Genomic DNA, 20,820 nt, shown 5'->3' on the forward strand with positions numbered 1-20,820 from the left:
CGACCGTCGCACGCCGGCGGAGGGGGGAGCCGAGCCGTGGTCGAACCGTCCCGCTCCCGCGCACGTGCGGCGTGGCTGGCGCTCGGCGCGCTGCTGCTCGTCGCCGCCTGCTCGGCCCCGGTGGCCGAGCAGCGGGTCGACCCGGCGCCCACCCCGCGGCCGGTGCAGCGCGAGGAACCGCCGCAGCAGCTCGACCCGCGCCCGCCGAACCTCCTGGTCATCGAGACCGACGACATGCGCGCCGACGACCTGCGCTGGATGCCCCGGACCCGGCGGCTGCTCGGCGGGCGCGGCCTGACCTGGCACAACTCCTTCGCCCCGGACCCGCTCTGCTGCCCGTCGCGGGCAAGCTTCCTGACCGGACAGTACTCCCACAACCACGGCGTCCTCAGCCACGAGCCGCCCTACGGGTTCGCGTCGTTCCGCGACGAGGTGACGCTGGCGACCGTCCTCGAGGAGGCGGGGTACCGCACCGCGCTGGTCGGCAAGTACCTCAACGGCTACGGGATGCCGCCCGAGGGGCCGCGGAGCAAGGACCGCGACTACGTGCCGCCCGGGTGGACCCGGTGGGTGGGTGCGCTCGACCTCTGGCTGGGCGAGGACGGCGGCTACCAGGGCAGCACCTACGACTACTTCCACCTCGCGGCCAACGTGGACGGGGAGCTGCGCCACTGGCCGGGGGAGTACTCCACCACCGTCCTCGGCGAGCACACCCGGCAGCTGGTCACCGAGCTCGGGCAGCGGCCGCGGGCGCCCTGGTTCGTCTGGTGGACCCCCGTGACCCCGCACCACGGCACTCCCGTCGAGGCCGACGACCCGCCGCCGGTGCGCTACCGCAAGGACGGCTCGGCCGTGCTGTGGCAGACCCCGGCCCGCCCCGACGCCGTGAAGGGGATGTTCGACGAGGAGGTCGCCCGCGGCCTCGGCGTGCCCGAGGACGGCGAGCCGGAGCGCGACCTCGCCGACAAGCCGCGCTACCTGCGGTCCTCGCCACCGCTGACCGAGTCCGACCTGGCGGCGCTGGCCGAGGTGACCCGGCAGCGGGCGGAGTCGCTCCACGCCCTCGACCTCGAGGTCGCCCGCACCTTGGACCGGCTGCGGACGACCGGTCAACAGGACCGGACGGTCGTCGTGTTCACCTCCGACAACGGCTACTACCTCGGCGAGCACGGCAAGCGGCAGGGCAAGATCACGCTCCACGAGCCGTCGATCCGGGTGCCGATGCTGATGGCCGGCCCCGGGATCCCGCACGGCGACCGCTACGACCCGATCAGCACCGTGGACCTCAGCGTCACGCTCGCGGGGTGGGCCGGGGTGGAGCTGCCCCGCGCCGACGGGCTCGACCTGCGGCCGACCGTCGAGCAGGGCGACCAGGGGTGGCACCGCCCGGTGGTGCTCGAGGGCCGGATGCTCGAGCCGACGTACCTCCGCGCCTCGGACCGGCGGGCCGCCTTCGGCGGGCTCGGCACCGCCGGGTTCCGCGCCGGCCGTTGGAAGTACGTCCGCTACGCCACCGGCGAGCACGAGCTCTACGACCTGCTCGAGGACCCGCTGGAGCTCGAGAGCATCGCCGACCCGCCGCCGGAGCTCCGGCGGCTGCTCGACCGAGCCTGGCGCCGGGCCGTGCGGTGCGCGGCGGCGGGGTGCCGGGCTCCGCTGCCCGAGGCGCTCCGGGTCACCGCGGCCGAGGGGCGGCGGATCACGCGGCTCCAGGAGGCCGCCCTCGGCCGCTACTACGGCGGGGGCGGCCAGTAGGGTCGGGCCCCATGGACGCCGCCCGACTGACCGCGCCCCTCGCGGCCTCCGGTGGTGAGGAGCTCGACGGCATCGCCGGGTGGGCGGTCGACCTCATGGAGCGGGCCGGCGGCCCCGGAGCCGGCGCCGCGGTGGCGCTGGAGAACCTCTTCCCACCGCTGCCCAGCGAGATCATCCTGCCGCTGGCCGGCTTCACCGCCAGCCGCGGCGACTTCACCCTGGCCTCGGCGATCTTCTGGACGACGCTCGGATCGGTGGTCGGGGCGCTGCTGATGTACGGCATCGGCGCCGCGTTCGGCCGGCGCCGGATGTACGCCGTGTGGGAGCGGGTGCCCCTCGTGAAGACCGAGGACCTCGAGCGCACCGAGGCGTGGTTCGGCCGGCACGGCCGCAAGGCGGTGTTCTTCGGCCGGATGATCCCGATCTTCCGCAGCCTGATCTCGGTCCCCGCCGGCATCGAGCGGATGCCGCTCGCCCAGTTCACCCTGTTCACGACCGCGGGCAGCCTGATCTGGAACACCACGTTCGTGGTCGCCGGTTACCAGCTCGGCGAGCAGTGGCACAAGGTCGAGGGGTACGTCGGGACGTTCCAGAACGTCGTGATCGTGCTCGTCGTGCTGTTCGTCTGCTGGTTCGTGGTCAACAGGGTGCGCTCGGTCATGGCCACCCGCCGCTCCCGCTAGCCGTGGACGCGGACGAGCGGCGGGCGCCGTACGACCCGATGCCGCACGGCCCCGCGGAGGTCGGCGTCGGCCCGTGGGAGGGGCCCTGGCCCTCCGGTGACCACTGGGACCCGGCGCTGCTCGCGGAGGGCGACCGGCGCAACGTCGTCGACCGCTACCGCTACTGGCGGCTCGAGGCGATCGTCGCCGACCTCGACGCCCGGCGCCACGACTTCCACGTCGCGATCGAGAACTGGCAGCACGACTTCAACATCGGGACGATCGTGCGGACCGCCAACGCCTTCCTCGCCCGCGAGGTGCACATCGTCGGGCGGCGTCGGTGGAACCGGCGCGGCGCGATGGTCACCGACCGCTACCAGCACGTGCGCCACCACCCGGACGTGGCGTCGTTGGCCGCGGCGATGGCCGAGGAGGGGGTGCCGGTCTACGGGATCGACAACCTGCCGGGGTCGGTGCCGCTGGAGACGCTGGCACTGCCGCGGCGGGTCTGCCTGCTCTTCGGCCAGGAGGGACCGGGGCTCTCCGACGCGGCGCGGGAGGCGTGCACCGGGACGTTCTCGATCGCGCAGTTCGGGTCGACCCGGTCGATCAACGCCTCGGCGGCCGCGGCGATCGCCATGCACACCTGGGTGGTGCAGCATGTCCTGCCGACCGCGCCGGACGACTCCGTCTGGCGCGGCTGACGTCCTGGGCACGCGGTCGTGGTGTCGAGCCGCCCCTCGTGGCGCGCGGCCGTGGTGTCGAGCCGCCCCTCGTGGCGCGGGTCAGCCCGCCCGGTACCGCTCCGCGAGCTCGACGTACCGCGTGGTCGCCGCCTCGAGCAGCGCCGGGTACTCCTCCGGCATGATCCCGAGCCCGGTCAGCACCTCGACGTGCGTGCGGGCCGGGTCGTCGAGCGAGGGGTCGCACGGGATCGGGAGCTGCGTCGGGTCGATGAGCTCGGCCTGCTGCAGGACGTCGGGGACCATGGCGTGCGCCAGGCTGACCACCGCACTGACGACGCTCGTGTGGGCGCCGGTGTGGTGGTGGTGGATGATCGCCTCGACGATCGAGTGCGGCAGCTTCCACTGCTGGGCGACGAGCCCGCCGATGTCGGCGTGGTTGACGCCGAAGACCCGCTTCTCGGCGTCGAGCAGCCCGAGGTGGTCGGCGGCCGCGGCGGCGCCGAGCAGGTTCAGCACCCGGGGGCCGTAGTGCTGGGCGAGCACGACCTTGCCGAAGTCGTGGAGCAGCGCAGCGGTCGGCGCCTCCGGCGGCACGTCGGCCTTGACGAACTTGCGTATCGCCTCGGCGGCGAGCGAGGCGGCGACCGACTGCTTCCACAGCTGCCCCTCCGCCAGGCCGTACGCCGGGATCGGCGCGCTCAGCCGCGGTGACACGCTCGTCGCCAGCGCCATGGAGAGGACCGCGCCGCTGCCCAGCCACATGGCGGCGTCGCGGACGGTCTTCACCTGGACGCGGGAGCCGAGGGCCGCCGAGTTCGCGCGGCGCAGCACCGACGCGGTCAGGGACTGGTCGAAGGAGACGACCTCGACGATGTCGCGGATCTCGTGCTCGGGGTCGCTGACCACGCTGGCCAGCCGGGTCACCGTCGTCGGCAGCCCGCCGAGGTGCTCGGCCGAGTCGAGGAGCTCGCGCAGGTCGATGACCGCCGACTGGGTGTGCTCGACCGGGACGACGTTGCTGTCGTCCTGCTCAGGGGCCCCCGTGTCGATGGGGTGCGTGGTCGCCAGGGCGCCGTCCAACAGGTCCTCCTCGGTGGCTGGTCCGCGACCTCTGTGATCGGCAGCCGGCGACCCGGGTTGAGTGGTTGGCCGAACCTTTACCCGGCGCCCGGGGCCCGGGGCGGGTGTCCGTGGGGGCCACTAGAGTGGGCGGCGCCGGTTCGCCGACCCCCTAGGAGACGCCACCATGCCCATCGCGACCCCGGAGAGCTACGCGGAGATGCTGGACCGGGCCAAGCGCGACTCGTTCGCGTTCCCCGCCATCAACGTCTCCTCCTCGCAGACCCTCAACGCGGCCCTCGCCGGCTTCGCGGAGGCGGAGAGCGACGGGATCATCCAGATCTCGACCGGCGGCGCGGAGTACCTCTCCGGCCCCACGGTCAAGGACATGGTCACCGGCTCGCTGGCGTTCGCGGCCTACGCCGCCGAGGTCGCGAAGAAGTACCCGGTCAACATCGCGCTGCACACCGACCACTGCCCGAAGAACAAGCTCGACGGCTTCGTCCGGCCGCTGCTCGCCGCGTCGGTCGAGCGGGTGAAGAACGGCCAGGACCCGCTGTTCCAGTCGCACATGTGGGACGGCTCCGCCGTACCCCTGGAGGAGAACCTGCAGATCGCCGCCGAGCTGCTCGAGCAGTGCGCGCAGGCGAAGATCATCCTCGAGATCGAGGTGGGCGTCGTCGGCGGCGAGGAGGACGGCATCGTCGGCGCGATCGACGAGAAGCTCTACACCACCCCCGAGGACGCGCTGGCGACCGTCGAGGCGCTCGGGCTCGGTGAGAAGGGGCGCTACATGACCGCGCTGACCTTCGGCAACGTGCACGGCGTCTACAAGCCCGGCAACGTCAAGCTGCGCCCCGAGATCCTCGAGAAGGCGCAGGAGGCGATCGTCGAGAAGTACGGCTCCGACGCCGGCTTCGGCCCGGGCACCCGTCCGCTCGACCTCGTCTTCCACGGCGGCTCGGGCTCCACCGCCGAGGAGATCGCCGCCGCGGTGGACTACGGCGTGGTGAAGATGAACGTCGACACCGACACGCAGTACGCCTTCACCCGCCCGGTGGCCGCGCACATGTTCACCAACTACGACGGCGTGCTGAAGGTCGACGGCGAGGTCGGCAGCAAGAAGGCCTATGACCCCCGCGCGTGGGGCAAGGCCGCCGAGGCCGGCATGGCCGCGCGGGTCGTCGAGGCCTGCGAGAACCTCCGCTCGACCGGTCACAAGCTCTGATGCCGGGACCCGACCTGATGGCGGGGCCCCCGCCGACGCACCTGCCGGAGGACCCCGCGGCGGCCGAGCTCGCCGAGGGACGGCCCACCGGCGACGTCGTGCGGGCCCACCCGGAGTCGCCGTTCGCCTGGGCGACCCTCGCCGAGGAGGCCCGTGGTTCCGGGGCCGACGAGCTGACGGTCTACGCCTATGCCCGCGTGGGCTACCACCGCTCGCTCGACCTGCTGCGCCGCAACGGGTGGAAGGGGCACGGCCCGGTCCCGTGGGAGCACGAGCCGAACCGCGGGTTCCTCAGGGCGCTCGCCGCGCTCTCGCAGGCGGCCGCCTCGATCGGCGAGACCGCCGAGGCGGAGCGGTGCGCCACGTTCCTGCGCGACTCCAGCCCCACGGCGTACGACGCGCTGCTGGGCTGAGCCCTCGGTTCAGTCGGCCGGGGTGGACCCCGGGGCGGGCCGTGGCTCGCGCTCGGGGAGGTACATCTGCACCGCCCCGGCCTCGAGCTTCCAGCTGCGCCGGCGGAAGGGCTGCTCGGAGATCTCGCCGTCGGAGATGACGTAGAACGGCTCGCCCTCCACGACGACCTCGCAGCCGCTGGTCCGGTCGACCTCCCTCATCAGGTGGTGCTTGCCGGTTCGGAGGCGGGCGACGTACGCGAACCGGCGCAGCCTGCCCCGCGCCCGCGACACGATGATCACGAGCTCGCCGTCGGCGGGGTCGGCGCCGGGGATGAGCTCGGTCCCGCCGCCGACGCTCGAGCCGTTGCCGATCGCGACCTGGGCGACCCGCCGCCGGCGGACCACCGCCCGGCCGTCGACGGTCACGGTGACCTTGAGGAACTTCGGGTCGTAGCCGGCCGAGAGCGCGCCGAGCGCGTAACCGATCCGGCCGAGCCGCGGCTTCCACTTGTCCGCCGCCCGGCTCGCCTCCGCCCCGACCCCGAGGTGGGCGTTGTTGACCACGACCGTGCCGGCGTCGTCCACGGCGAGGTCCACGGGCACCAGCCTGTCGCTCGTGATCACCTCCGCGGCCTGCTCCGGCTCGAGCGGGATCCCGACCCCGCGGGCGAAGTCGTTGCCGGTGCCGAGCGGGACCAGCCCCAGCCGGGTGCCGCGGAGCGTCCCGCTACGGTGCAGCGCGTTGACGACGGCGTGGAGGCTGCCGTCGCCGCCGGCGACGACCAGGACCCGCCCGTCGAGCCGGGCGCAGACCTCGTCGAGCTCGTCGGGGCTGCTGGTCTCGACGACCTCCACGGAGGCGCCCTTCCGGAGCACCTCGAGCGCGGCGGCGAGCGCCTCCTGCTCGTGGGTGCCGGCGTTGGCGTTGGCCACGAGCACGATGTCGTCCACCCCGCGACCCTAGTCCGGACCGGGACCTCCGGCCCGTCCGGTGGTAGCGTGTGGCCGCAAGAGCCCCGACCTGCTGTTGCAGCCTCGGGGCTTTCGCGTGTTGACCTGGCTGCACCGTGAGGAGGAGTGCGGATGCCCGCCATCGTGGTGCTCGGCGCCCAGTGGGGTGACGAGGGCAAGGGCAAGGCGACCGACCTGCTCGGTGCCGACCGGCCCGGAGCGATCGACTACTGCGTGCGCTACCAGGGTGGCAACAACGCCGGCCACACGATCGTCGTCGACGGCGAGAAGTTCGCCACCCACCTGCTGCCGAGCGGGGTCCTGACCCCCGGCTGCACGCCGGTGATCGCCAACGGCGTGGTCATGGACGCGCGCGTGCTCTTCACCGAGATCGACGGGCTCGAGGCCCGCGGCGTGAACGCCTCCCGGACGCTGGTGTCGGCGGGCGCGCACCTGATCACGTCGTACCACACGGCGATCGACAAGGTCACCGAGCGGTTCCTCGGCAAGAACCGGATCGGGACGACCGGACGCGGCATCGGACCGGCGTACGCCGACAAGATCAACCGCATCGGCGTCCGCGTCGCCGACGTCTTCGACGAGAAGATCCTCGCCGCGAAGGTCGAGGCGGCGCTGGAGTCGAAGAACCACATGCTGGTGAAGGTCTACAACCGGCGGGCGATCAGCGTGCAGGAGATCCTGGACGAGATCGCGGAGTACGCCGACCGGCTCAAGCCGATGGTCGCCGACACATCCTTGGTGCTGAACAAGGCGCTCGACGACGGCCGGACCGTGCTGTTCGAGGGCGCGCAGGCGACGATGCTCGACGTCGACCACGGCACCTATCCGTTCGTTACCTCCAGCAACCCGATCGCCGGCGGCGTCGGTGCGGGCGCCGGGATCGGGCCGACCCGGATCGACCGGATCATCGGCGTCATCAAGGCGTACACCACCCGCGTCGGCTCCGGGCCGTTCCCCACCGAGCTGCTCGACGAGGACGGCGAGCTGCTGCGCCAGGTCGGTGCCGAGTTCGGCACGACGACCGGGCGGCCGCGCCGCTGCGGGTGGTACGACGCCGTCATCGCCCGGTACGCCGCCCGGGTCAACGGGCTCACGGAGTTCTTCCTCACCAAGCTCGACTGCCTCGGCGAGTGGGACCAGATCCCGGTGTGCGTCGCCTACGAGATCGACGGCGTCCGCCACGACGAGATGCCGATGACGCAGACCGAGTTCCACCACGCCAAGCCGGTCTACGAGTTCCTCCCGGGGTGGAAGTCGGACATCTCCGGGTGCCGCACCTTCGAGGAGCTGCCGGCGAACGCGCAGGCGTACGTGCGGCGGCTCGAGGAGCTTTCCGGCGCGCCGTTCTGGGGCGTCGGTGTCGGCCCGGGCCGGGAGCAGTCCATCCAGCTCCGCTGACCCCCTCGGCGCCGAGCCGTCGCATCTTCAACCGATTTGGTGCCGAGCCGTCGCATCTTCAACCGATTTGGTGCCGAGCCGTCGCATCTTCACGCCGGATCAGCCTCAGCCGGCGCGTCCTGCCCGAGCGGGAACGAGTGGTGCTCGTGCGCGACCACCCAGCTGCCCGCCTCCTTCCGCAGCCCCAGGGTGAGCCTGAGCCGCAGGTCGGGATTCCTCCTCAGCTCGTCCTCCGTCGCGCAGCGGAGCAGCGCGTGCGCGTAGGCGACCTCGTCCCCGGCGGTGACCTCGAGCTCGGTCAGCTCGAAGCTCCCACCTGACCGCTGCCACTCGAAGAACGGCGGCCACGTCTCCCGGTAGGCGGCGATCCCGCGGACCCCGTCGTACGGCGGGGGCACGTCGAACATCACGATGTCCTCCGCGTGGTCGGCGAGGACGGTGGCCAAGTCACCGGCGTGCACCGCCCGTACCCACGTCTCCACCAGCGCGCGGATCTCCTGCTCGTCTCCGGTCACGGCGACTCCTCTCGACACCCTTCCGACGACGCGTGCGGACCGGACTCATCGGGGGGTGCTGGCCCGACGCACCGGCTCGGCGCCGATTGGCCGTGAAGATGCGACGAGTCGGCGGGAAATCCAGGTGAAAATGCGACGGGTCGGCGCCAAATCGGGGTGAAGATGCGACGGGTCGGCGGGGGTGGGGCGCTGTCCGAGGGACGGCGGGCGCCGGGTCCGTGCCCGGCGGGCGACTAGGGTGGCGCCCTGTGAAGACGCTCGTCATCGGCACCGGCGGACGGGAGCACGCGCTGGCCCTGGCGCTCTCCCGGGACCCGAACGTCACCGAGGTCCACGCCGCCCCCGGGAACCCGGGGATCGCCCGGGTCGCGACGCTCCACCGCGTCGACCCGGTGGACGGCGCGGCGGTCGCGGGGCTGGCCACGAGGCTGGGCGTCGACCTGGTCGTCGTCGGGCCGGAGGCGCCGCTGGTCGCCGGCGTCGCCGATGCCGTACGCGCGGCCGGGATCTCGTGCTTCGGGCCGAGCGCGGAGGCCGCCCGGCTGGAGGGGTCGAAGGCGTTCGCCAAGGAGGTCATGGCGGCTGCCGGTGTCCCCACGGCGCTCTGCCGGGTCTGCGACACCGACGAGGAGGTCGCCGCGGGGCTCGACTCCTTCGGGGCGCCGTACGTCGTGAAGGACGACGGGCTCGCCGCCGGCAAGGGCGTCGTGGTGACCGAGGACCGCGAGGTCGCCCTGCAGCATGCCAAGTCGTGCGGGCGGGTCGTGCTCGAGGAGTACCTCGACGGCCCCGAGGTCTCGCTCTTCGCGATCACCGACGGCGCCACCGTGCGGCCGTTGGAGCCGGCGCAGGACTTCAAGCGCGCGCTGGACGGCGACGCCGGGCCGAACACCGGGGGGATGGGCGCCTACACGCCGCTGCCCTGGGCGCCCGACGGGCTGGTCGCCGAGGTGACCGAACGCGTCCTCGAGCCGACCGTCCGCGAGATGGCTCGTCGCGGGGCGCCGTTCCAGGGGTTGCTGTACGCCGGCCTCGCCCTCACGTCGAAGGGCGTCCGCGTCGTCGAGTTCAACGCCCGGTTCGGCGACCCGGAGACGCAGGCACTGCTGCAGCGGCTGGCCTCGCCGCTCGGCGTGCTGCTCAAGGCCGCGGCCGACGGCCGTCTCGCAGAGGTGGCGCCGCCGCGCTGGAACGGCGGCGCCGCGGTGACCGTGGTGATGTCCGCGCAGGGCTACCCGGAGAGCCCCCGCAAGGGCGACGTGATCACCGGCATCGGGGACGCGGAGGCGCTCGACGGCGTCGACGTGATCCACGCCGGCACGGCGCTCACCGACGCGGGGCTGGTCACCGCCGGCGGCCGGGTGCTCGCGGTCACCGCCGTGGGCGACGACCTCACCGACGCCCGGGACCGTGCTTACGCCGGCGTGGCCCGGATCCACTTCGACGGCGCCCACCACCGCACCGACATCGCGCTGGAGGCGACCCGGTGACCCACCCCAACGTCCTCGCCACCCGGTACGCCGGCGCCGACCTCGCCGAGATCTGGTCACCTGTACACAAAATCATTCTCGAGCGCCGTCTCTGGATCGCGGTCCTCAAGGCTCAGCGGGACCTGGGGATCGACGTGCCGGACGGCGTCGTCGAGGCCTACGAGAAGGTCGTCGACCAGGTCGACCTCGAGAGCATCGCGGCGCGCGAGCGGGTGACCCGTCACGACGTGAAGGCGCGCATCGAGGAGTTCTGCGCGCTCGCCGGCCACGAGCACGTGCACAAGGGGATGACCTCCCGCGACCTGACGGAGAACGTCGAGCAGCTGCAGGTGCTCTCCTCCCTCAGGATCATCCGTGGCCGCGCCGTTGCCGCGCTCGCCCGGCTGGCCCGGCTCGCCTCCGAGCACGAGGCGCTGGTGATGGCCGGCCGGTCGCACAACGTGGCCGCGCAGGCGACGACGCTGGGCAAGCGGTTCGCGACGGTCGCCGACGAGATGCTGGTCGCGTTCGCCCGGATCGAGGAGCTGGTCGCGCGCTACCCGCTGCGGGGGATCAAGGGGCCGGTCGGCACCGCGCAGGACATGCTCGACCTCCTCGACGGCGACGCGGACCGCCTGCAGCAGCTCGAGGAGCGGGTCGCCGCCCACCTCGGCTTCGACAACGTGCTGACCAGCGTCGGCCAGGTCTACCCGCGGTCGCTGGACTTCGAGGTGGTCTCCGCCCTGGTGCAGCTGGTCGCCGGCCCCTCGAACCTCGCCACCACGATCCGGCTGATGGCCGGCATCGAGCTGGTCACCGAGGGGTTCAAGGAGGGTCAGGTCGGCTCCAGCGCGATGCCGCACAAGATGAACAGCCGCTCGTGCGAGCGGGTCAACGGGCTCGCCGTGGTCCTGCGCGGCCACCTCTCCATGGTCGGCGAGCTCGCCGGGGACCAGTGGAACGAGGGCGACGTCTCGGACTCCGTCGTACGACGCGTGGCGCTGCCGGACGCGTTCTTCGCCGCGGACGGGCTCTTCCAGACCTTCCTCACCGTGCTCGACGAGTTCGGGATCTTCCCGGCCGTGGTGCAGCGCGAGCTCGACCGGTACCTGCCGTTCCTCGCCACGACCAAGGTGCTGATGGCCGCGGTGCGCAACGGTGTCGGCCGCGAGACCGCCCACGAGGCGATCAAGACCGCGGCGGTCGGTGCGGCCCTCGACATGCGCCAGGGTGGTGACAACGACGTGTTCGCCCGGCTCGCGCGTGACGAGTCGCTGGGGCTCACCGAGGAGCAGATCGCGTCGCTGGTCGCGGAGCCGATCACCTTCACCGGCGCGGCCGTCGACCAGGTCCGCTCCGTCGTACGCCGGGTCGAGCAGGTGGTCGAGCGGTACCCCGACGACGCGGCGTACTCCCCGGGCTCGATCCTCTAGCGCTCCGCGAGCCACTCCTCGACGAGCGGCGCGAGCCGCGGCAGCTCGTCGGTGATGCCGAACAGCTCCGCCTGCCCCGCCAGCATCGACCGGAACAACGACGCGCTCTCGATGACCCGCGGGTCGCAGTGGCCGAACACCTCGAGCGTCACGGTGCCGTACAGCCGGGCCCACGACTGGATCAGCAGCCAGGTCAGCGTCCGGGCCTCCTCGGGGATCCCGTCGAGCTTGCCGGGGATCATCGGGTCCTCGACGATCTCGAGGACCAGCGGGTCGAGCGACGCGGGGTCGGGCAGCGGGAAGCGGTGCTTCTGCCACAGCTGCCACACCATCTCGTGGAAGACGACGGCGGTCTCCTCGTCGGCCATCATCTCGGCGTGGTCCTCGGCCGTCGACGACGGGTTCGCGAAGACGAGCGCGAACTCGGCGCGGTTCGCGAGCGCCCAGCGCCGGAACGCGATGCCGGCGCAGATGATCCTGGCCGCCGGGTCGTCCTCCGGCTGGCTGTCCCGGGCCGCCCGGATCAGGGCCGCGGTCTCGCGGTCGATGTCGCGCGTGATCAGCCGGACCAGCGCCCGGTAGTCGTCGACGTACCGGTACAGCGCCGGCGCGGTCATCCCGACCTTCTGCGCCACCGCCCGCAGGGTGAGCCCGCCGGGCTCGCGGAGCAGCGACCGGGAGGCGCGCACGATCTCGTCGAGGGTCGCCAGCCGTTGCCGTTCACGCCGGCTCACCGGTGTCGCCGTCACGGTCCTCCTTCGAGAAAGGGTGTTGACGTCGTTCGAGTTTACAGTGTTCACTGTTTACGCCGTTAACACGAGTGATGGGCATTAACGCACGGTGCGGAGGTCGGGATGTTGGAGCGTTGGGGATCGTTCGTCGCACGTCGCGCGCTGAGCGTGGTCGTTCTCGGGGTGGTGGCCCTCCTGGCCGCCGGTGCCTACGGCGCGGGGGTGTTCGACTCGCTGTCCCAGGGCGGCTTCGACGACCCGGCGAGCGAGTCGAGCATCGAGCGCGACGCCGAGCAGGAGCTGTTCGGCAACCGCTCCGCCGACGTGGTCGCGGTGTACTCCAGCGACGAGCTCCGCGTCACCGACCCGGCGTTCCGCAGCGCCGTCCTCGACGCGGTCGGCCGGATCCCCGACGGGACGACGTCGTCGGTCACCACCTACTACGACACCGGGGCGCGGGACCTCGTCAGCCGCGACGGCGACACCACCCGCGTCGTCATCTCGCTCGCCGGCGACAGCCAGGACGAGGTGCTCAGCAGCTGGGAGCGGGTCGAGCCGGCGCTGGAGGCCGAGGATCTCCGCACCGACCTGGCCGGCTCGTTCGCGGTGTACGGAGACGTCAACGAGATCAGCGAGCACGACCTCCGGCGGGCGGAAACCCTGTCGCTGCCGATCGTGCTGCTGCTGTCGCTGCTGATCTTCGGCAGTCTGGTCGCCGCCGGCATGCCGGTCCTGGTCGGGGTGTTCTCGGTGCTCGGCGGGCTCGCGGTCGTGCGGCTGATCGCCGAGGTGACCGAGGTGTCGGTCTTCTCGATCAACGTGATCACGCTGATCGGGCTGGGGCTGGCGGTCGACTACGCGCTGTTCGTGATCAGCCGGTTCCGTGAGGAGCTCGGCCGCCGCGACCCCGACGACCCGGACGCGGTGGCCGACGCCGTCCGCACGACGATGGTCACGGCCGGCCGGACCGTGCTCTTCTCCGGGCTGACGGTCGCCGCCGCGCTGGCCTCGCTGCTCGTGTTCCCGCAGAGCTTCCTCCGCTCCATGGGGTACGGCGGGATGGCGGCCGTCCTCGTCGCGATGGTGACCGCGCTGACCGTCCTCCCCGCGACCCTGCGGCTGCTCGGCCGACGGATCGACGCCGGCCGGGTCCGGCTGCCCGGCCGCCGGTCGACCAACAAGCACGCCGCCGGGGAGCACGTCGCGGAGCACATCGCGGAGGAGCACGGCGCCTGGGCCCGGCTGGCGCGGAGCGTGATGCGCCGCCCCGGCACCTACCTGGTCGTCGTCACCGGCGCGCTGCTCCTGGTCGCCTCACCGTTCCTCGGCGTCAAGTGGGGCAGCGTCGACTACCGGGTCCTCCCCGAGGACGCGCCCTCGCGGGTCGCCGCCGAACGGCTCGCGCAGGAGTTCGGCGCCGAGCAGTCCACGGCCAACGTGCTGCTCCGCGGCGCCGACCAGGCGACCGTCCGGGACGTCGCCGCGCAGGTCGAGGCGGTCGAGGGCGTCGAGGCGGTGGCGGTGGTCGCGCAGGACGACGGCGCCGCGCTGCTCCAGGCGTCCTGGACCGGCAACAGCCAGACCGAGGCGTCGCAGGCCGTCGTCGAGCGGATCCGCGACGTCGAGCCGGCCGAGGGCTCGATGCTCGTCGGTGGGCTCGCCGCGAGCACCGTCGACCTCCTCGACTCCGTGGGCGCGCACCTGCCGTGGATGGGGCTGATCGTCGTCGCGGTGATGCTGGTGCTGCTCTTCCTGGCGTTCGGCTCGGTGGTGCTCCCGCTCAAGGCGGTGCTGGTGAACGTCCTGTCGATCACCGCCTCGTTCGGCGTGGTGACCTGGATCTTCTCCGACGGCCACCTCGAGAGCGTCCTCGGCTTCGAGTCCCAGGGGTTCCTGGACGCCACCCAGCCGATCCTCATGCTCGCGATCCTCTTCGGGCTGTCGATGGACTACGAGGTGTTCCTGCTCTCCCGTGTCCGCGAGGAGTGGGACCGCAGCCACGACAACACCCGGTCGGTCGCCGTGGGGCTGCAGAAGACCGGGCGGATCATCACCAGCGCCGCCCTGCTGCTCGCGGTCGTCATCGGCGCCTTCGGCACTTCCGGGATCGTGTTCATGAAGCTCATCGGCATCGGCATGCTCGTCGCGCTCCTCGTCGACGCCACCGTGGTGCGGGCACTTCTGGTGCCGGCGACGATGAAGCTGCTCGGCCGGGCCAACTGGTGGGCCCCGGGGCCGCTGCGCCGCTGGTGGGAGCGGTACGGCTTCCGCGAGGAGCCGCCGGTCGTCCGGGAGCCCGAGCGGCTCCCGGAGCCGGTCTGAGCCCACCTAGGGTGGCCGGGTGCGGATGTTCGTGGCGGTGGTCCCACCCGAGGACGTGCTCGAGGAGCTCGAGGAGTTCCTCGCCCCGCGGCGCGAGGCCGAGGCCCTGCGGTGGACGCGGCCGGAGAGCTGGCACCTCACGCTCGCCTTCATGGCCTCGGTCCCCGACCGTGCGTACGACGACCTCGTGGAGCGGCTGACCCGCGCCGGCCGCAAGCGCACGCCGTTCACGGTCAGCCTCGGCGGCGGCGGTGCGTTCCCGAACGTCGGCCGGGCCAAGGTGCTGTACGCCGGCGTGGCCGGCGAGCCCGACGCGCTGGAGGAGCTGCGCCGGCTGGCCGCCGGGGCCCGGGCGGCCGCGGGGAAGGCCGGGGCTCCGGTCGACGGCTCGGCGTTCCGGCCGCACGTGACGCTTGCCCGGATGAGCCGGCCGATCGAGGCGACCCGCTGGATCCGGGTGCTGTCGGCGTACCTGAGCCGTCCCTTCCAGGTGGAGGAGATGGTGCTGGTGCAGTCGTTCCTGGGGGAGGGGCCGGGCGGTCGGCCGCGCTACGAGACCGTCGCAGAGTTCGCCCTCGGCGGGGGCGCGGAGGAGCCCCGGGAGCCGTCCGGCTGAAACGCGAGGTTCACGTCCGGGGGTTAGAGTCGTGGGGTCCCCGTCGGTCCGGGGACGGACCTGATCGCGACGCGGAGGGTGGAGCCGACGTGCCGTTCCTGTTGAGGGTGGAACTGCCCGACGTCCCCGGTTCGCTGGGTCGCGTCGCGACCGCCATCGGTGAGGCCGGCGGTGACATCGAGGCGATCGAGATCGTCGAGCACCGCCACGACGGCACCGCCGTCGACGACGTGCTCCTCGAGATGGCCCCTGGCGTCATGCCCGACTCCGTGGTCTCGGCCTGCAACATGCTCGACGGCGTCCACGTCCTGTGGGTCTCGCGCTACGCGGCGGGCGGGAACGTCTTCCTCGACCTCGAGGTCGTCGAGCAGCTGACCCTCAACCCGACGCTCGCCCTCGACGAGCTGGTCGACCACCTGCCGATCACCTTCCGCGCCGACTGGGGCGTGCGGCTGGCCCCGACCGGCTCGGGGCTCAAGCAGGTGCACGCCACCTCCGCTGCGCCCGACCTCGGTGACGAGCAGGCGGTCTGGTTCCCGCTCGAGCGCGCCGCCCGGCTGGAGGTCGACCCCTCCTGGGTGCAGCTCCACGACAACGAGGTGGCCGGGGCGCCCGTCCACGACGGCGGCATCGTGGTGATCGGGCGCCGCGGTGGCCCGGCGATCCTCGACTCCGAGGTGGCCCGGCTCGGCCACCTCGCCGCGCTGGCGGTCACGATCTCCCAGGCCGGCTGAGCCCGCGTGCCCGAGCCCGGTGAGGTCTGGCGACGCGTCGCCCGGGCGACCCAGGGCGAGGACTACGCGCGCGGCTACGCCGGCCACTTCGCCCGGATCGCCGCCGCCGGGGAGGACGTGCACGGCGAGGCGGCGTACGTCGCCGGACTGCTCGCGCCGGGCTCCTCCGTCCTCGACGCGGGGTGCGGCACCGGCCGCGTCGCGGCCCGGCTGGCCGACCTCGGCTTCGACGTCGTGGGCGTCGACGTCGACGCCGCGATGGTCCAGGTCGCCCGGGCCGAGCGCCCCGAGCTGACCTGGGTGGTCGCGGACCTCGGCGCCCTCGACCTCGGCCGCCGGTTCGACCTCGTCGTGCTGGCCGGCAACGTGGTCCCGTTCATCGACCCGTCCGCGCTCCCGGTCGCCGTCGCCCGGCTGGCCGACCACCTCCGGCCCGGAGGACGGGTGGTCTGCGGGTTCGGCCTCGACGAGGAGCACCTCCCGACCGGAGGGCCGGTCGTGACCCTCGCGGCGTACGACGAGGCCTGCGGCTCGGCCGGCCTGGAGCTCGTCACGCGGCACGCCGGCTGGGACGCCACGCCGTACGACGGGGGCGGCTACGCGGTCAGCGTGCACGCCCGCCGGACCGACCGTCGCGGACCGGTTTCCTGAGACAGACGTCTCACCTCCCGAACTCCGTCGGTCGCGTGCCCTAGGTTTCGGCACGTGAAGATTGCGGTTGCCAGGGAGTCACGGCCGGGCGAGGCCCGCGTCGCGATCGTGCCCGAGCTGGTCGGCAAGCTCACCGGGCTCGGCTACGAGGTCGCGGTCGAGACGGGGGCCGGCGAGCACGCGCAGCACTACGACGACGAGTACGCCGCCGCCGGGGCCGAGGTCAGCGACACCGCGCTCGACGGGGCCGGCCTCATCGTGTCCGTGAACCCGCTCGACAGCGGCACGGTCCGCCGGCTGCCCGCGGGGACGTCGGTGGTCTCGTTCCTGCCGACGACGCAGGTGCCCGAGCTCGTCGCCGACCTGCGCGACACCGGGGTCACGTCGTTCGCGATGGAGCTCGTGCCCCGGATCAGCCGGGCGCAGTCGATGGACGCGCTGTCCTCGCAGTCGCTGGTGTCCGGCTACCGGTGCGCCGTGGTCGCCGCCGGGATGCTCCGCCGGTTCTTCCCGCTGAACATGACCGCCGCCGGCACCGTCCCGCCCGCCGAGGTCGTGGTGCTCGGGGCGGGGGTCGCCGGGCTCCAGGCCATCGCCACCGCCCGCCGGCTCGGTGCGGTCGTGAAGGCCTACGACGTGCGCGCCGCGGCCGCCGAGGAGATCCGCTCCGTGGGCGGCCAGTCGATCGACCTGGAGCTCGAGACGCTCGAGGGGGCCGGCGGCTACGCCCGCGAGATGACCGAGGACCGCGCCCAGCGCCAGCGCGAGCTCCTGGCGCCGTACATCGCGGCGGCCGACGCCCTGATCACCACCGCCGCCGTGCCGGGACGCACCGCGCCGCTGCTGGTGACCGCCGACATGGTCGAGCAGATGCGGCCGGGGTCGGTCGTGGTCGACCTCGCCGCGGAGTCCGGCGGCAACGTCGAGGGCTCCGTGGCGGGCGAGGTGGTCCGCATCGGCCACGCGCAGGTGTGGGGTGGCAGCAACGTGCCGTCCCAGATGCCGCAGCCCGCGTCGCGGCTCTACGCGCAGAACATCGTCAACCTGGTCACGTTGATGACCCGCGAGGGCACGTTCGACCCCGACTTCGAGGACGAGATCGTCGTCGGCTGCTGCGTGACCCGCGACGGCGCGATCCTGCACGAGCCGACGCGGCAGCTGCTCGAGCCGGACCCGCCCGGTCCCGCACCGATCGAACCGGACGAGGGAGGGAACTGATGGACGAAGGCATCGTCTGGCTGACGATCTTCGTGCTCAGCGTGTTCGTCGGCATCGAGGTGATCTCCAAGGTCTCCTCGACGCTGCACACCCCGCTGATGTCCGGGGCCAACGCGATCCACGGCGTGATCCTGCTCGGGGCCGTGCTGGTCACCGGGACGACCGACTCCACCCTCGCGCTGGTCGTGGGGCTGGTGGCGATCGTGCTGGCGACGGTGAACATGGTCGGCGGGTTCGTGGTGACAGACCGGATGCTCCAGATGTTCACGCGCAAGAAGCCGGCGCCGCGGAAGGGAGCGGACGTCTGATGCCCACCTGGGTCCAGCTGGTCTACCTGCTCTGCGCCGTCGGGTTCATCCTCGCGCTCAAGGGGCTCTCCGGTCCGCGCACCGCCCGGGCGGGCAACCTCATCGGCGCCGCTGCCGCGGTCGTCGCCTGCGCGCTGCCCTTCTTCTACGTCGAGGGGCTCGACCACATCCCGCTCATCCTGCTCGCGATCGTGGTCGGCACGGTCGGCGGCGTCTTCGGGGCCCGCAAGGTCCAGATGACGCAGATGCCGCAGATGGTGGCGCTGTTCAACGGCGTCGGCGGTGGGGCGGCGGCGCTCGTCGCGCTGCTCGAGCTCGAGCACATGGTCGACGGGGTCACCCCCGGGTTCGACCTCGCCGCGACCGCCTTCACGATCGTGGTCGGCTCGATCTCCTTCTCGGGCTCGCTGATCACCTTCGCCAAGCTCCAGGAGCTGATGACCTCGCGGCCGGTGGTCTTCCCCGGCCTGCCCGTCGTCTTCGGGGCGCTGGTGCTCGGCGCGCTCGCCCTCTCGGTGCTGGTCGTCACCGACGCCTCGGTGCCGCTCGGTGTGGTGCTCTGCCTGGTCGGCCTCGCGTTCGGTGTGCTGCTCGTGCTGCCGGTCGGCGGCGCGGACGTGCCGATCGTGATCTCGCTGCTCAACGCCTTCACCGGTCTGACCGTGGCCGCGGGCGGCTACATCCTCGCCAACACCGTGCTGCTCGTCGGCGGCACGCTCGTCGGCGCCTCCGGCACGTTCCTCACGCTGCTGATGGCGCGGGCGATGGGCCGGTCGGTGGCGAACATCCTCTTCGGCGCCCTCAAGGGCGGGTCGACCCTCGGGGCCGGCGAGGCGTCCGACCGGCCGGTGAAGTCCGCCGGGCCGGAGGACATCGCGATCCTGCTCGCCTACGCGTCCCGGGTGATCATCGTCCCGGGCTACGGCCTCGCGGTCGCGCAGGCGCAGCACACCCTCCGCGAGCTCGTGGACCTGCTGATCGCCCGCGGCGCGAAGGTCGACTACGCCATCCACCCCGTCGCCGGCCGGATGCCCGGGCACATGAACGTCCTCCTCGCCGAGGCGCAGGTGCCCTACGAGCAGCTCGTCGAGATGGACGACATCAACGGCGAGTTCAAGCACACCGACGTCGTGCTGGTCGTCGGCGCGAACGACGTCGTCAATCCGGCCGCGAAGACCACCCCCGGCGCCCCGATCTACGGGATGCCGATCCTCAACGCCGACGAGGCCGAGCAGATCGTCTTCATGAAGCGCTCCATGCGGCCCGGGTTCGCTGGGATCGAGAACGAGCTCCTCTTCGACCCGAAGACCACCCTGCTCTTCGGGGACGCCAAGGACTCGCTCGGCAAGCTGCTCAAGGCCGTCGAGACCCTCTGATCCGGCTCGCGCCGCTCGGGAGAAGGACCCGTCAGTGGGCGAGGCCGTACAACCGGTCCCCGGCGTCACCGAGCCCGGGCACGATGTACCCCTTCTCGTTCAGGTGGTCGTCGAGCGCGGCGGTCACGACCGTCACGGGGACGTCGAGCCCCTGCAGGTCGTCCTCGAGCCGCTTGCACCCTTCGGGAGCGGAGAGCAGGCAGATCGCGGTGATGTGGTCGGCGCCGCGGTCGGTGAGGAACCGGATCGCCGCGGCGAGCGTGCCGCCGGTGGCGAGCATCGGGTCGAGGACGTAGCACTGGCGCCCGGAGAGGTCCTCCGGCAGCCGCTCGGCGTACGTCGCGGCCTCGAGGGTCTCCTCGTTGCGGACCATCCCGAGGAACCCGACCTCCGCGGTGGGCAGCAGCCGCATCATCCCCTCGAGCATCCCGAGCCCGGCGCGGAGGATCGGGACCACGAGCGGCTTCGGGACGGCCAGCCGCACCCCGGAGGCGGGCGAGACCGGGGTGGTGACCGTGACCGGCTCGACCCGCACGTCGCGGGTGGCCTCGTAGGCCAGCAGCGTCACCAGCTCGTCGGCGAGCCGGCGGAAGGTCGGGGAGTCGGTCCGCTCGTCCCGGAGCGTGGTCAGCTTGTGCGAGACGAGGGGGTGGTCGACCACGTGAACGCGCATGGGCTCACGCTATCCGGCCTGCGCTCGCGAGAACCCCCTGGATCGCCTCCCCGGTCGGTGCCATGATCGACACGCGACACGGTGCCGCGCCGGGCTGCGCTGTCAGGAGGACTGATGACCGAGGTCTCCCAGGGGAGCGAGGCGGTCGACTTCGCCCTGGTCGCCTACCGCGAAGAGGGTGTCTGGCGGATCGAGGAGATCGGCGAGGACCGGTTGCACGACCTCGAGGCGCTCACCGCCGAGCTACGGCGCTGGCCCGGCGACTTCGGTTCGCTGGGGCTGGTCTCGATCGACGAGGACTTCTTCGTGCTGGTGCGGGTCGCGGGGGACCAGACCAGGGTGCTGCTCTCGGACGTCACCGCCGCGACCGAGTGGCCGATCGCCCGGTCGGTCGTCGAGACCCTCGAGCTGCCGATGCCGGACGACGAGGACGAGCAGCTCCCGGCGGGCGACCTCGGGATCGTGGCCGACCTCGGGCTGCCGGCGATGGACATGGGCGCGCTGCTCGACGACTACGACCTGTACCCGGACGAGATCCTCGGCGACATCGCGCACAAGCTGGGCTTCGGCGCGTTGTACGAGGAGACCGTCGGCGTGCCGATCACCTGACCCGGCGGTG

Annotated in this window: 21 protein-coding genes; 16 read left to right on the forward strand and 5 right to left on the reverse strand. The window is 72.6% G+C overall.

Going from position 1 to position 20,820, the window contains the following annotated elements:
- Positions 1–36 precede the first annotated feature (36 nt).
- Genes FIP57_RS11880 through FIP57_RS11890 form a run of 3 tightly spaced genes read left to right on the forward strand, consistent with a single transcriptional unit; the run spans position 37 to position 3,121 of the window.
- On the forward strand, positions 37–1,755 hold the full coding sequence (locus tag FIP57_RS11880) for a sulfatase family protein (protein WP_148573693.1): 1,719 nt from the start codon (positions 37–39) through the stop codon (positions 1,753–1,755).
- 11 nt (positions 1,756–1,766) lie between these two features.
- Complete coding sequence (locus tag FIP57_RS11885) at positions 1,767–2,438, forward strand: DedA family protein (protein WP_148573694.1); 672 nt, start codon at positions 1,767–1,769, stop codon at positions 2,436–2,438.
- A gap of 38 nt (positions 2,439–2,476) precedes the next feature.
- Positions 2,477–3,121, forward strand: a complete 645-nt coding sequence (locus tag FIP57_RS11890; RefSeq protein WP_148574169.1) for a TrmH family RNA methyltransferase — start codon at positions 2,477–2,479, stop codon at positions 3,119–3,121.
- Between the two features lie 81 nt (positions 3,122–3,202).
- Here the strand turns inward: FIP57_RS11890 and FIP57_RS11895 are convergent, their stop codons facing one another.
- Positions 3,203–4,183, reverse strand: coding sequence for an HDOD domain-containing protein (locus tag FIP57_RS11895; RefSeq protein WP_162529786.1), 981 nt, complete (start codon positions 4,181–4,183; stop codon positions 3,203–3,205).
- A gap of 166 nt (positions 4,184–4,349) precedes the next feature.
- Here FIP57_RS11895 and fbaA point away from each other — a divergent pair, with 166 nt between their 5' ends.
- Both fbaA and FIP57_RS11905 read left to right on the forward strand, forming a co-directional pair.
- On the forward strand, positions 4,350–5,390 hold the full coding sequence (fbaA, locus tag FIP57_RS11900) for a class II fructose-bisphosphate aldolase (RefSeq protein ID WP_148573696.1): 1,041 nt from the start codon (positions 4,350–4,352) through the stop codon (positions 5,388–5,390).
- Positions 5,390–5,803: a DUF3151 domain-containing protein gene (locus tag FIP57_RS11905; protein ID WP_148573697.1), complete on the forward strand. Its 414-nt coding sequence runs from the start codon at positions 5,390–5,392 to the stop codon at positions 5,801–5,803. Before fbaA ends, FIP57_RS11905 begins: the two co-directional genes overlap by 1 nt.
- 9 nt (positions 5,804–5,812) lie before the next feature.
- On the opposite strand, the gene FIP57_RS11910 is transcribed toward FIP57_RS11905, so the two are convergent.
- Positions 5,813–6,736: a diacylglycerol/lipid kinase family protein gene (locus FIP57_RS11910; RefSeq protein WP_238993418.1), complete on the reverse strand. Its 924-nt coding sequence runs from the start codon at positions 6,734–6,736 to the stop codon at positions 5,813–5,815.
- A gap of 132 nt (positions 6,737–6,868) precedes the next feature.
- Here FIP57_RS11910 and FIP57_RS11915 point away from each other — a divergent pair, with 132 nt between their 5' ends.
- Positions 6,869–8,155, forward strand: coding sequence for an adenylosuccinate synthase (locus FIP57_RS11915; protein WP_148573698.1), 1,287 nt, complete (start codon positions 6,869–6,871; stop codon positions 8,153–8,155).
- A gap of 89 nt (positions 8,156–8,244) precedes the next feature.
- On the opposite strand, the gene FIP57_RS11920 is transcribed toward FIP57_RS11915, so the two are convergent.
- Positions 8,245–8,670 (reverse strand): YybH family protein, encoded by a 426-nt coding sequence (locus tag FIP57_RS11920; protein ID WP_148573699.1) that lies wholly within the window; start codon positions 8,668–8,670, stop codon positions 8,245–8,247.
- A gap of 248 nt (positions 8,671–8,918) precedes the next feature.
- On the opposite strand from FIP57_RS11920, the gene purD reads away from it, so the two are divergent.
- Positions 8,919–10,160 carry a phosphoribosylamine--glycine ligase gene (gene purD / locus FIP57_RS11925; RefSeq protein WP_148573700.1) on the forward strand — a complete coding sequence of 414 codons (1,242 nt, stop codon included), beginning with the start codon at positions 8,919–8,921 and terminating at the stop codon, positions 10,158–10,160.
- A complete protein-coding gene (gene purB, locus FIP57_RS11930; RefSeq protein WP_148573701.1) occupies positions 10,157–11,572 on the forward strand; it encodes an adenylosuccinate lyase in 1,416 nt (471 codons plus the stop codon). The genes purD and purB overlap by 4 nt, the downstream gene beginning before the upstream one ends.
- Here the strand turns inward: purB and FIP57_RS11935 are convergent.
- The gene (locus FIP57_RS11935; protein ID WP_148573702.1) at positions 11,569–12,321 is read right to left on the reverse strand and encodes a TetR/AcrR family transcriptional regulator; all 753 of its coding nucleotides are present in this window, start codon (positions 12,319–12,321) and stop codon (positions 11,569–11,571) included. The genes purB and FIP57_RS11935 overlap by 4 nt on opposite strands.
- A 105-nt stretch (positions 12,322–12,426) precedes the next feature.
- Between FIP57_RS11935 and FIP57_RS11940 the strand changes: the two genes are divergently transcribed.
- The 7 genes from FIP57_RS11940 (at position 12,427) to FIP57_RS11970 (ending at position 19,528) form a co-directional block, all read left to right on the forward strand.
- Entirely contained in the window at positions 12,427–14,625 is a 2,199-nt protein-coding gene (locus tag FIP57_RS11940; RefSeq protein ID WP_148573703.1) for an MMPL family transporter, read from the forward strand.
- A gap of 25 nt (positions 14,626–14,650) precedes the next feature.
- A complete protein-coding gene (gene thpR, locus FIP57_RS11945; protein WP_148574171.1) occupies positions 14,651–15,241 on the forward strand; it encodes an RNA 2',3'-cyclic phosphodiesterase in 591 nt (196 codons plus the stop codon).
- Between the two features lie 98 nt (positions 15,242–15,339).
- On the forward strand, positions 15,340–15,975 hold the full coding sequence (locus tag FIP57_RS11950; RefSeq protein ID WP_420846693.1) for an ACT domain-containing protein: 636 nt from the start codon (positions 15,340–15,342) through the stop codon (positions 15,973–15,975).
- A gap of 6 nt (positions 15,976–15,981) precedes the next feature.
- Positions 15,982–16,626 (forward strand): class I SAM-dependent methyltransferase, encoded by a 645-nt coding sequence (locus FIP57_RS11955; protein ID WP_148573705.1) that lies wholly within the window; start codon positions 15,982–15,984, stop codon positions 16,624–16,626.
- A 54-nt stretch (positions 16,627–16,680) separates the two neighbouring features.
- Positions 16,681–17,844: a Re/Si-specific NAD(P)(+) transhydrogenase subunit alpha gene (locus FIP57_RS11960; protein WP_148573706.1), complete on the forward strand. Its 1,164-nt coding sequence runs from the start codon at positions 16,681–16,683 to the stop codon at positions 17,842–17,844.
- Positions 17,844–18,152, forward strand: a complete 309-nt coding sequence (locus FIP57_RS11965; protein WP_148573707.1) for an NAD(P) transhydrogenase subunit alpha part 2 — start codon at positions 17,844–17,846, stop codon at positions 18,150–18,152. The genes FIP57_RS11960 and FIP57_RS11965 overlap by 1 nt, the downstream gene beginning before the upstream one ends.
- Positions 18,152–19,528, forward strand: coding sequence for an NAD(P)(+) transhydrogenase (Re/Si-specific) subunit beta (locus FIP57_RS11970; protein ID WP_148573708.1), 1,377 nt, complete (start codon positions 18,152–18,154; stop codon positions 19,526–19,528). The genes FIP57_RS11965 and FIP57_RS11970 overlap by 1 nt, the downstream gene beginning before the upstream one ends.
- Positions 19,529–19,559: 31 nt before the next feature.
- Here FIP57_RS11970 and upp read toward each other — a convergent pair whose 3' ends face one another.
- Positions 19,560–20,201, reverse strand: a complete 642-nt coding sequence (gene upp / locus FIP57_RS11975) for a uracil phosphoribosyltransferase (RefSeq protein ID WP_148573709.1) — start codon at positions 20,199–20,201, stop codon at positions 19,560–19,562.
- A 114-nt stretch (positions 20,202–20,315) separates the two neighbouring features.
- On the opposite strand from upp, the gene FIP57_RS11980 reads away from it, so the two are divergent.
- Positions 20,316–20,810, forward strand: a complete 495-nt coding sequence (locus FIP57_RS11980) for a tRNA adenosine deaminase-associated protein (protein WP_148573710.1) — start codon at positions 20,316–20,318, stop codon at positions 20,808–20,810.
- Positions 20,811–20,820: the final 10 nt, after the last annotated feature.

It is taken from the genome of Nocardioides caldifontis (assembly GCF_008087345.1).
Classification (GTDB): domain Bacteria; phylum Actinomycetota; class Actinomycetes; order Propionibacteriales; family Nocardioidaceae; genus Marmoricola_A; species Marmoricola_A caldifontis.

What these genes read in the sequence shown, in the direction of transcription:
- FIP57_RS11940 (WP_148573703.1), top strand. Translation starts at nt 12,427, where the DNA reads ATGTTGGAGCGTTGGGGATCGTTCGTCGCACGTCGCGCGCTGAGCGTG.
- FIP57_RS11905 (WP_148573697.1), top strand. Translation starts at nt 5,390, where the DNA reads ATGCCGGGACCCGACCTGATGGCGGGGCCCCCGCCGACGCACCTGCCG.
- FIP57_RS11970 (WP_148573708.1), top strand. Translation starts at nt 18,152, where the DNA reads ATGCCCACCTGGGTCCAGCTGGTCTACCTGCTCTGCGCCGTCGGGTTC.
- FIP57_RS11890 (WP_148574169.1), top strand. Translation starts at nt 2,477, where the DNA reads ATGCCGCACGGCCCCGCGGAGGTCGGCGTCGGCCCGTGGGAGGGGCCC.
- FIP57_RS11980 (WP_148573710.1), top strand. Translation starts at nt 20,316, where the DNA reads ATGACCGAGGTCTCCCAGGGGAGCGAGGCGGTCGACTTCGCCCTGGTC.
- thpR (WP_148574171.1), top strand. Translation starts at nt 14,651, where the DNA reads ATGTTCGTGGCGGTGGTCCCACCCGAGGACGTGCTCGAGGAGCTCGAG.
- FIP57_RS11965 (WP_148573707.1), top strand. Translation starts at nt 17,844, where the DNA reads ATGGACGAAGGCATCGTCTGGCTGACGATCTTCGTGCTCAGCGTGTTC.
- fbaA (WP_148573696.1), top strand. Translation starts at nt 4,350, where the DNA reads ATGCCCATCGCGACCCCGGAGAGCTACGCGGAGATGCTGGACCGGGCC.
- FIP57_RS11885 (WP_148573694.1), top strand. Translation starts at nt 1,767, where the DNA reads ATGGACGCCGCCCGACTGACCGCGCCCCTCGCGGCCTCCGGTGGTGAG.
- FIP57_RS11915 (WP_148573698.1), top strand. Translation starts at nt 6,869, where the DNA reads ATGCCCGCCATCGTGGTGCTCGGCGCCCAGTGGGGTGACGAGGGCAAG.
- upp (WP_148573709.1), bottom strand. Translation starts at nt 20,201, where the DNA reads ATGCGCGTTCACGTGGTCGACCACCCCCTCGTCTCGCACAAGCTGACC.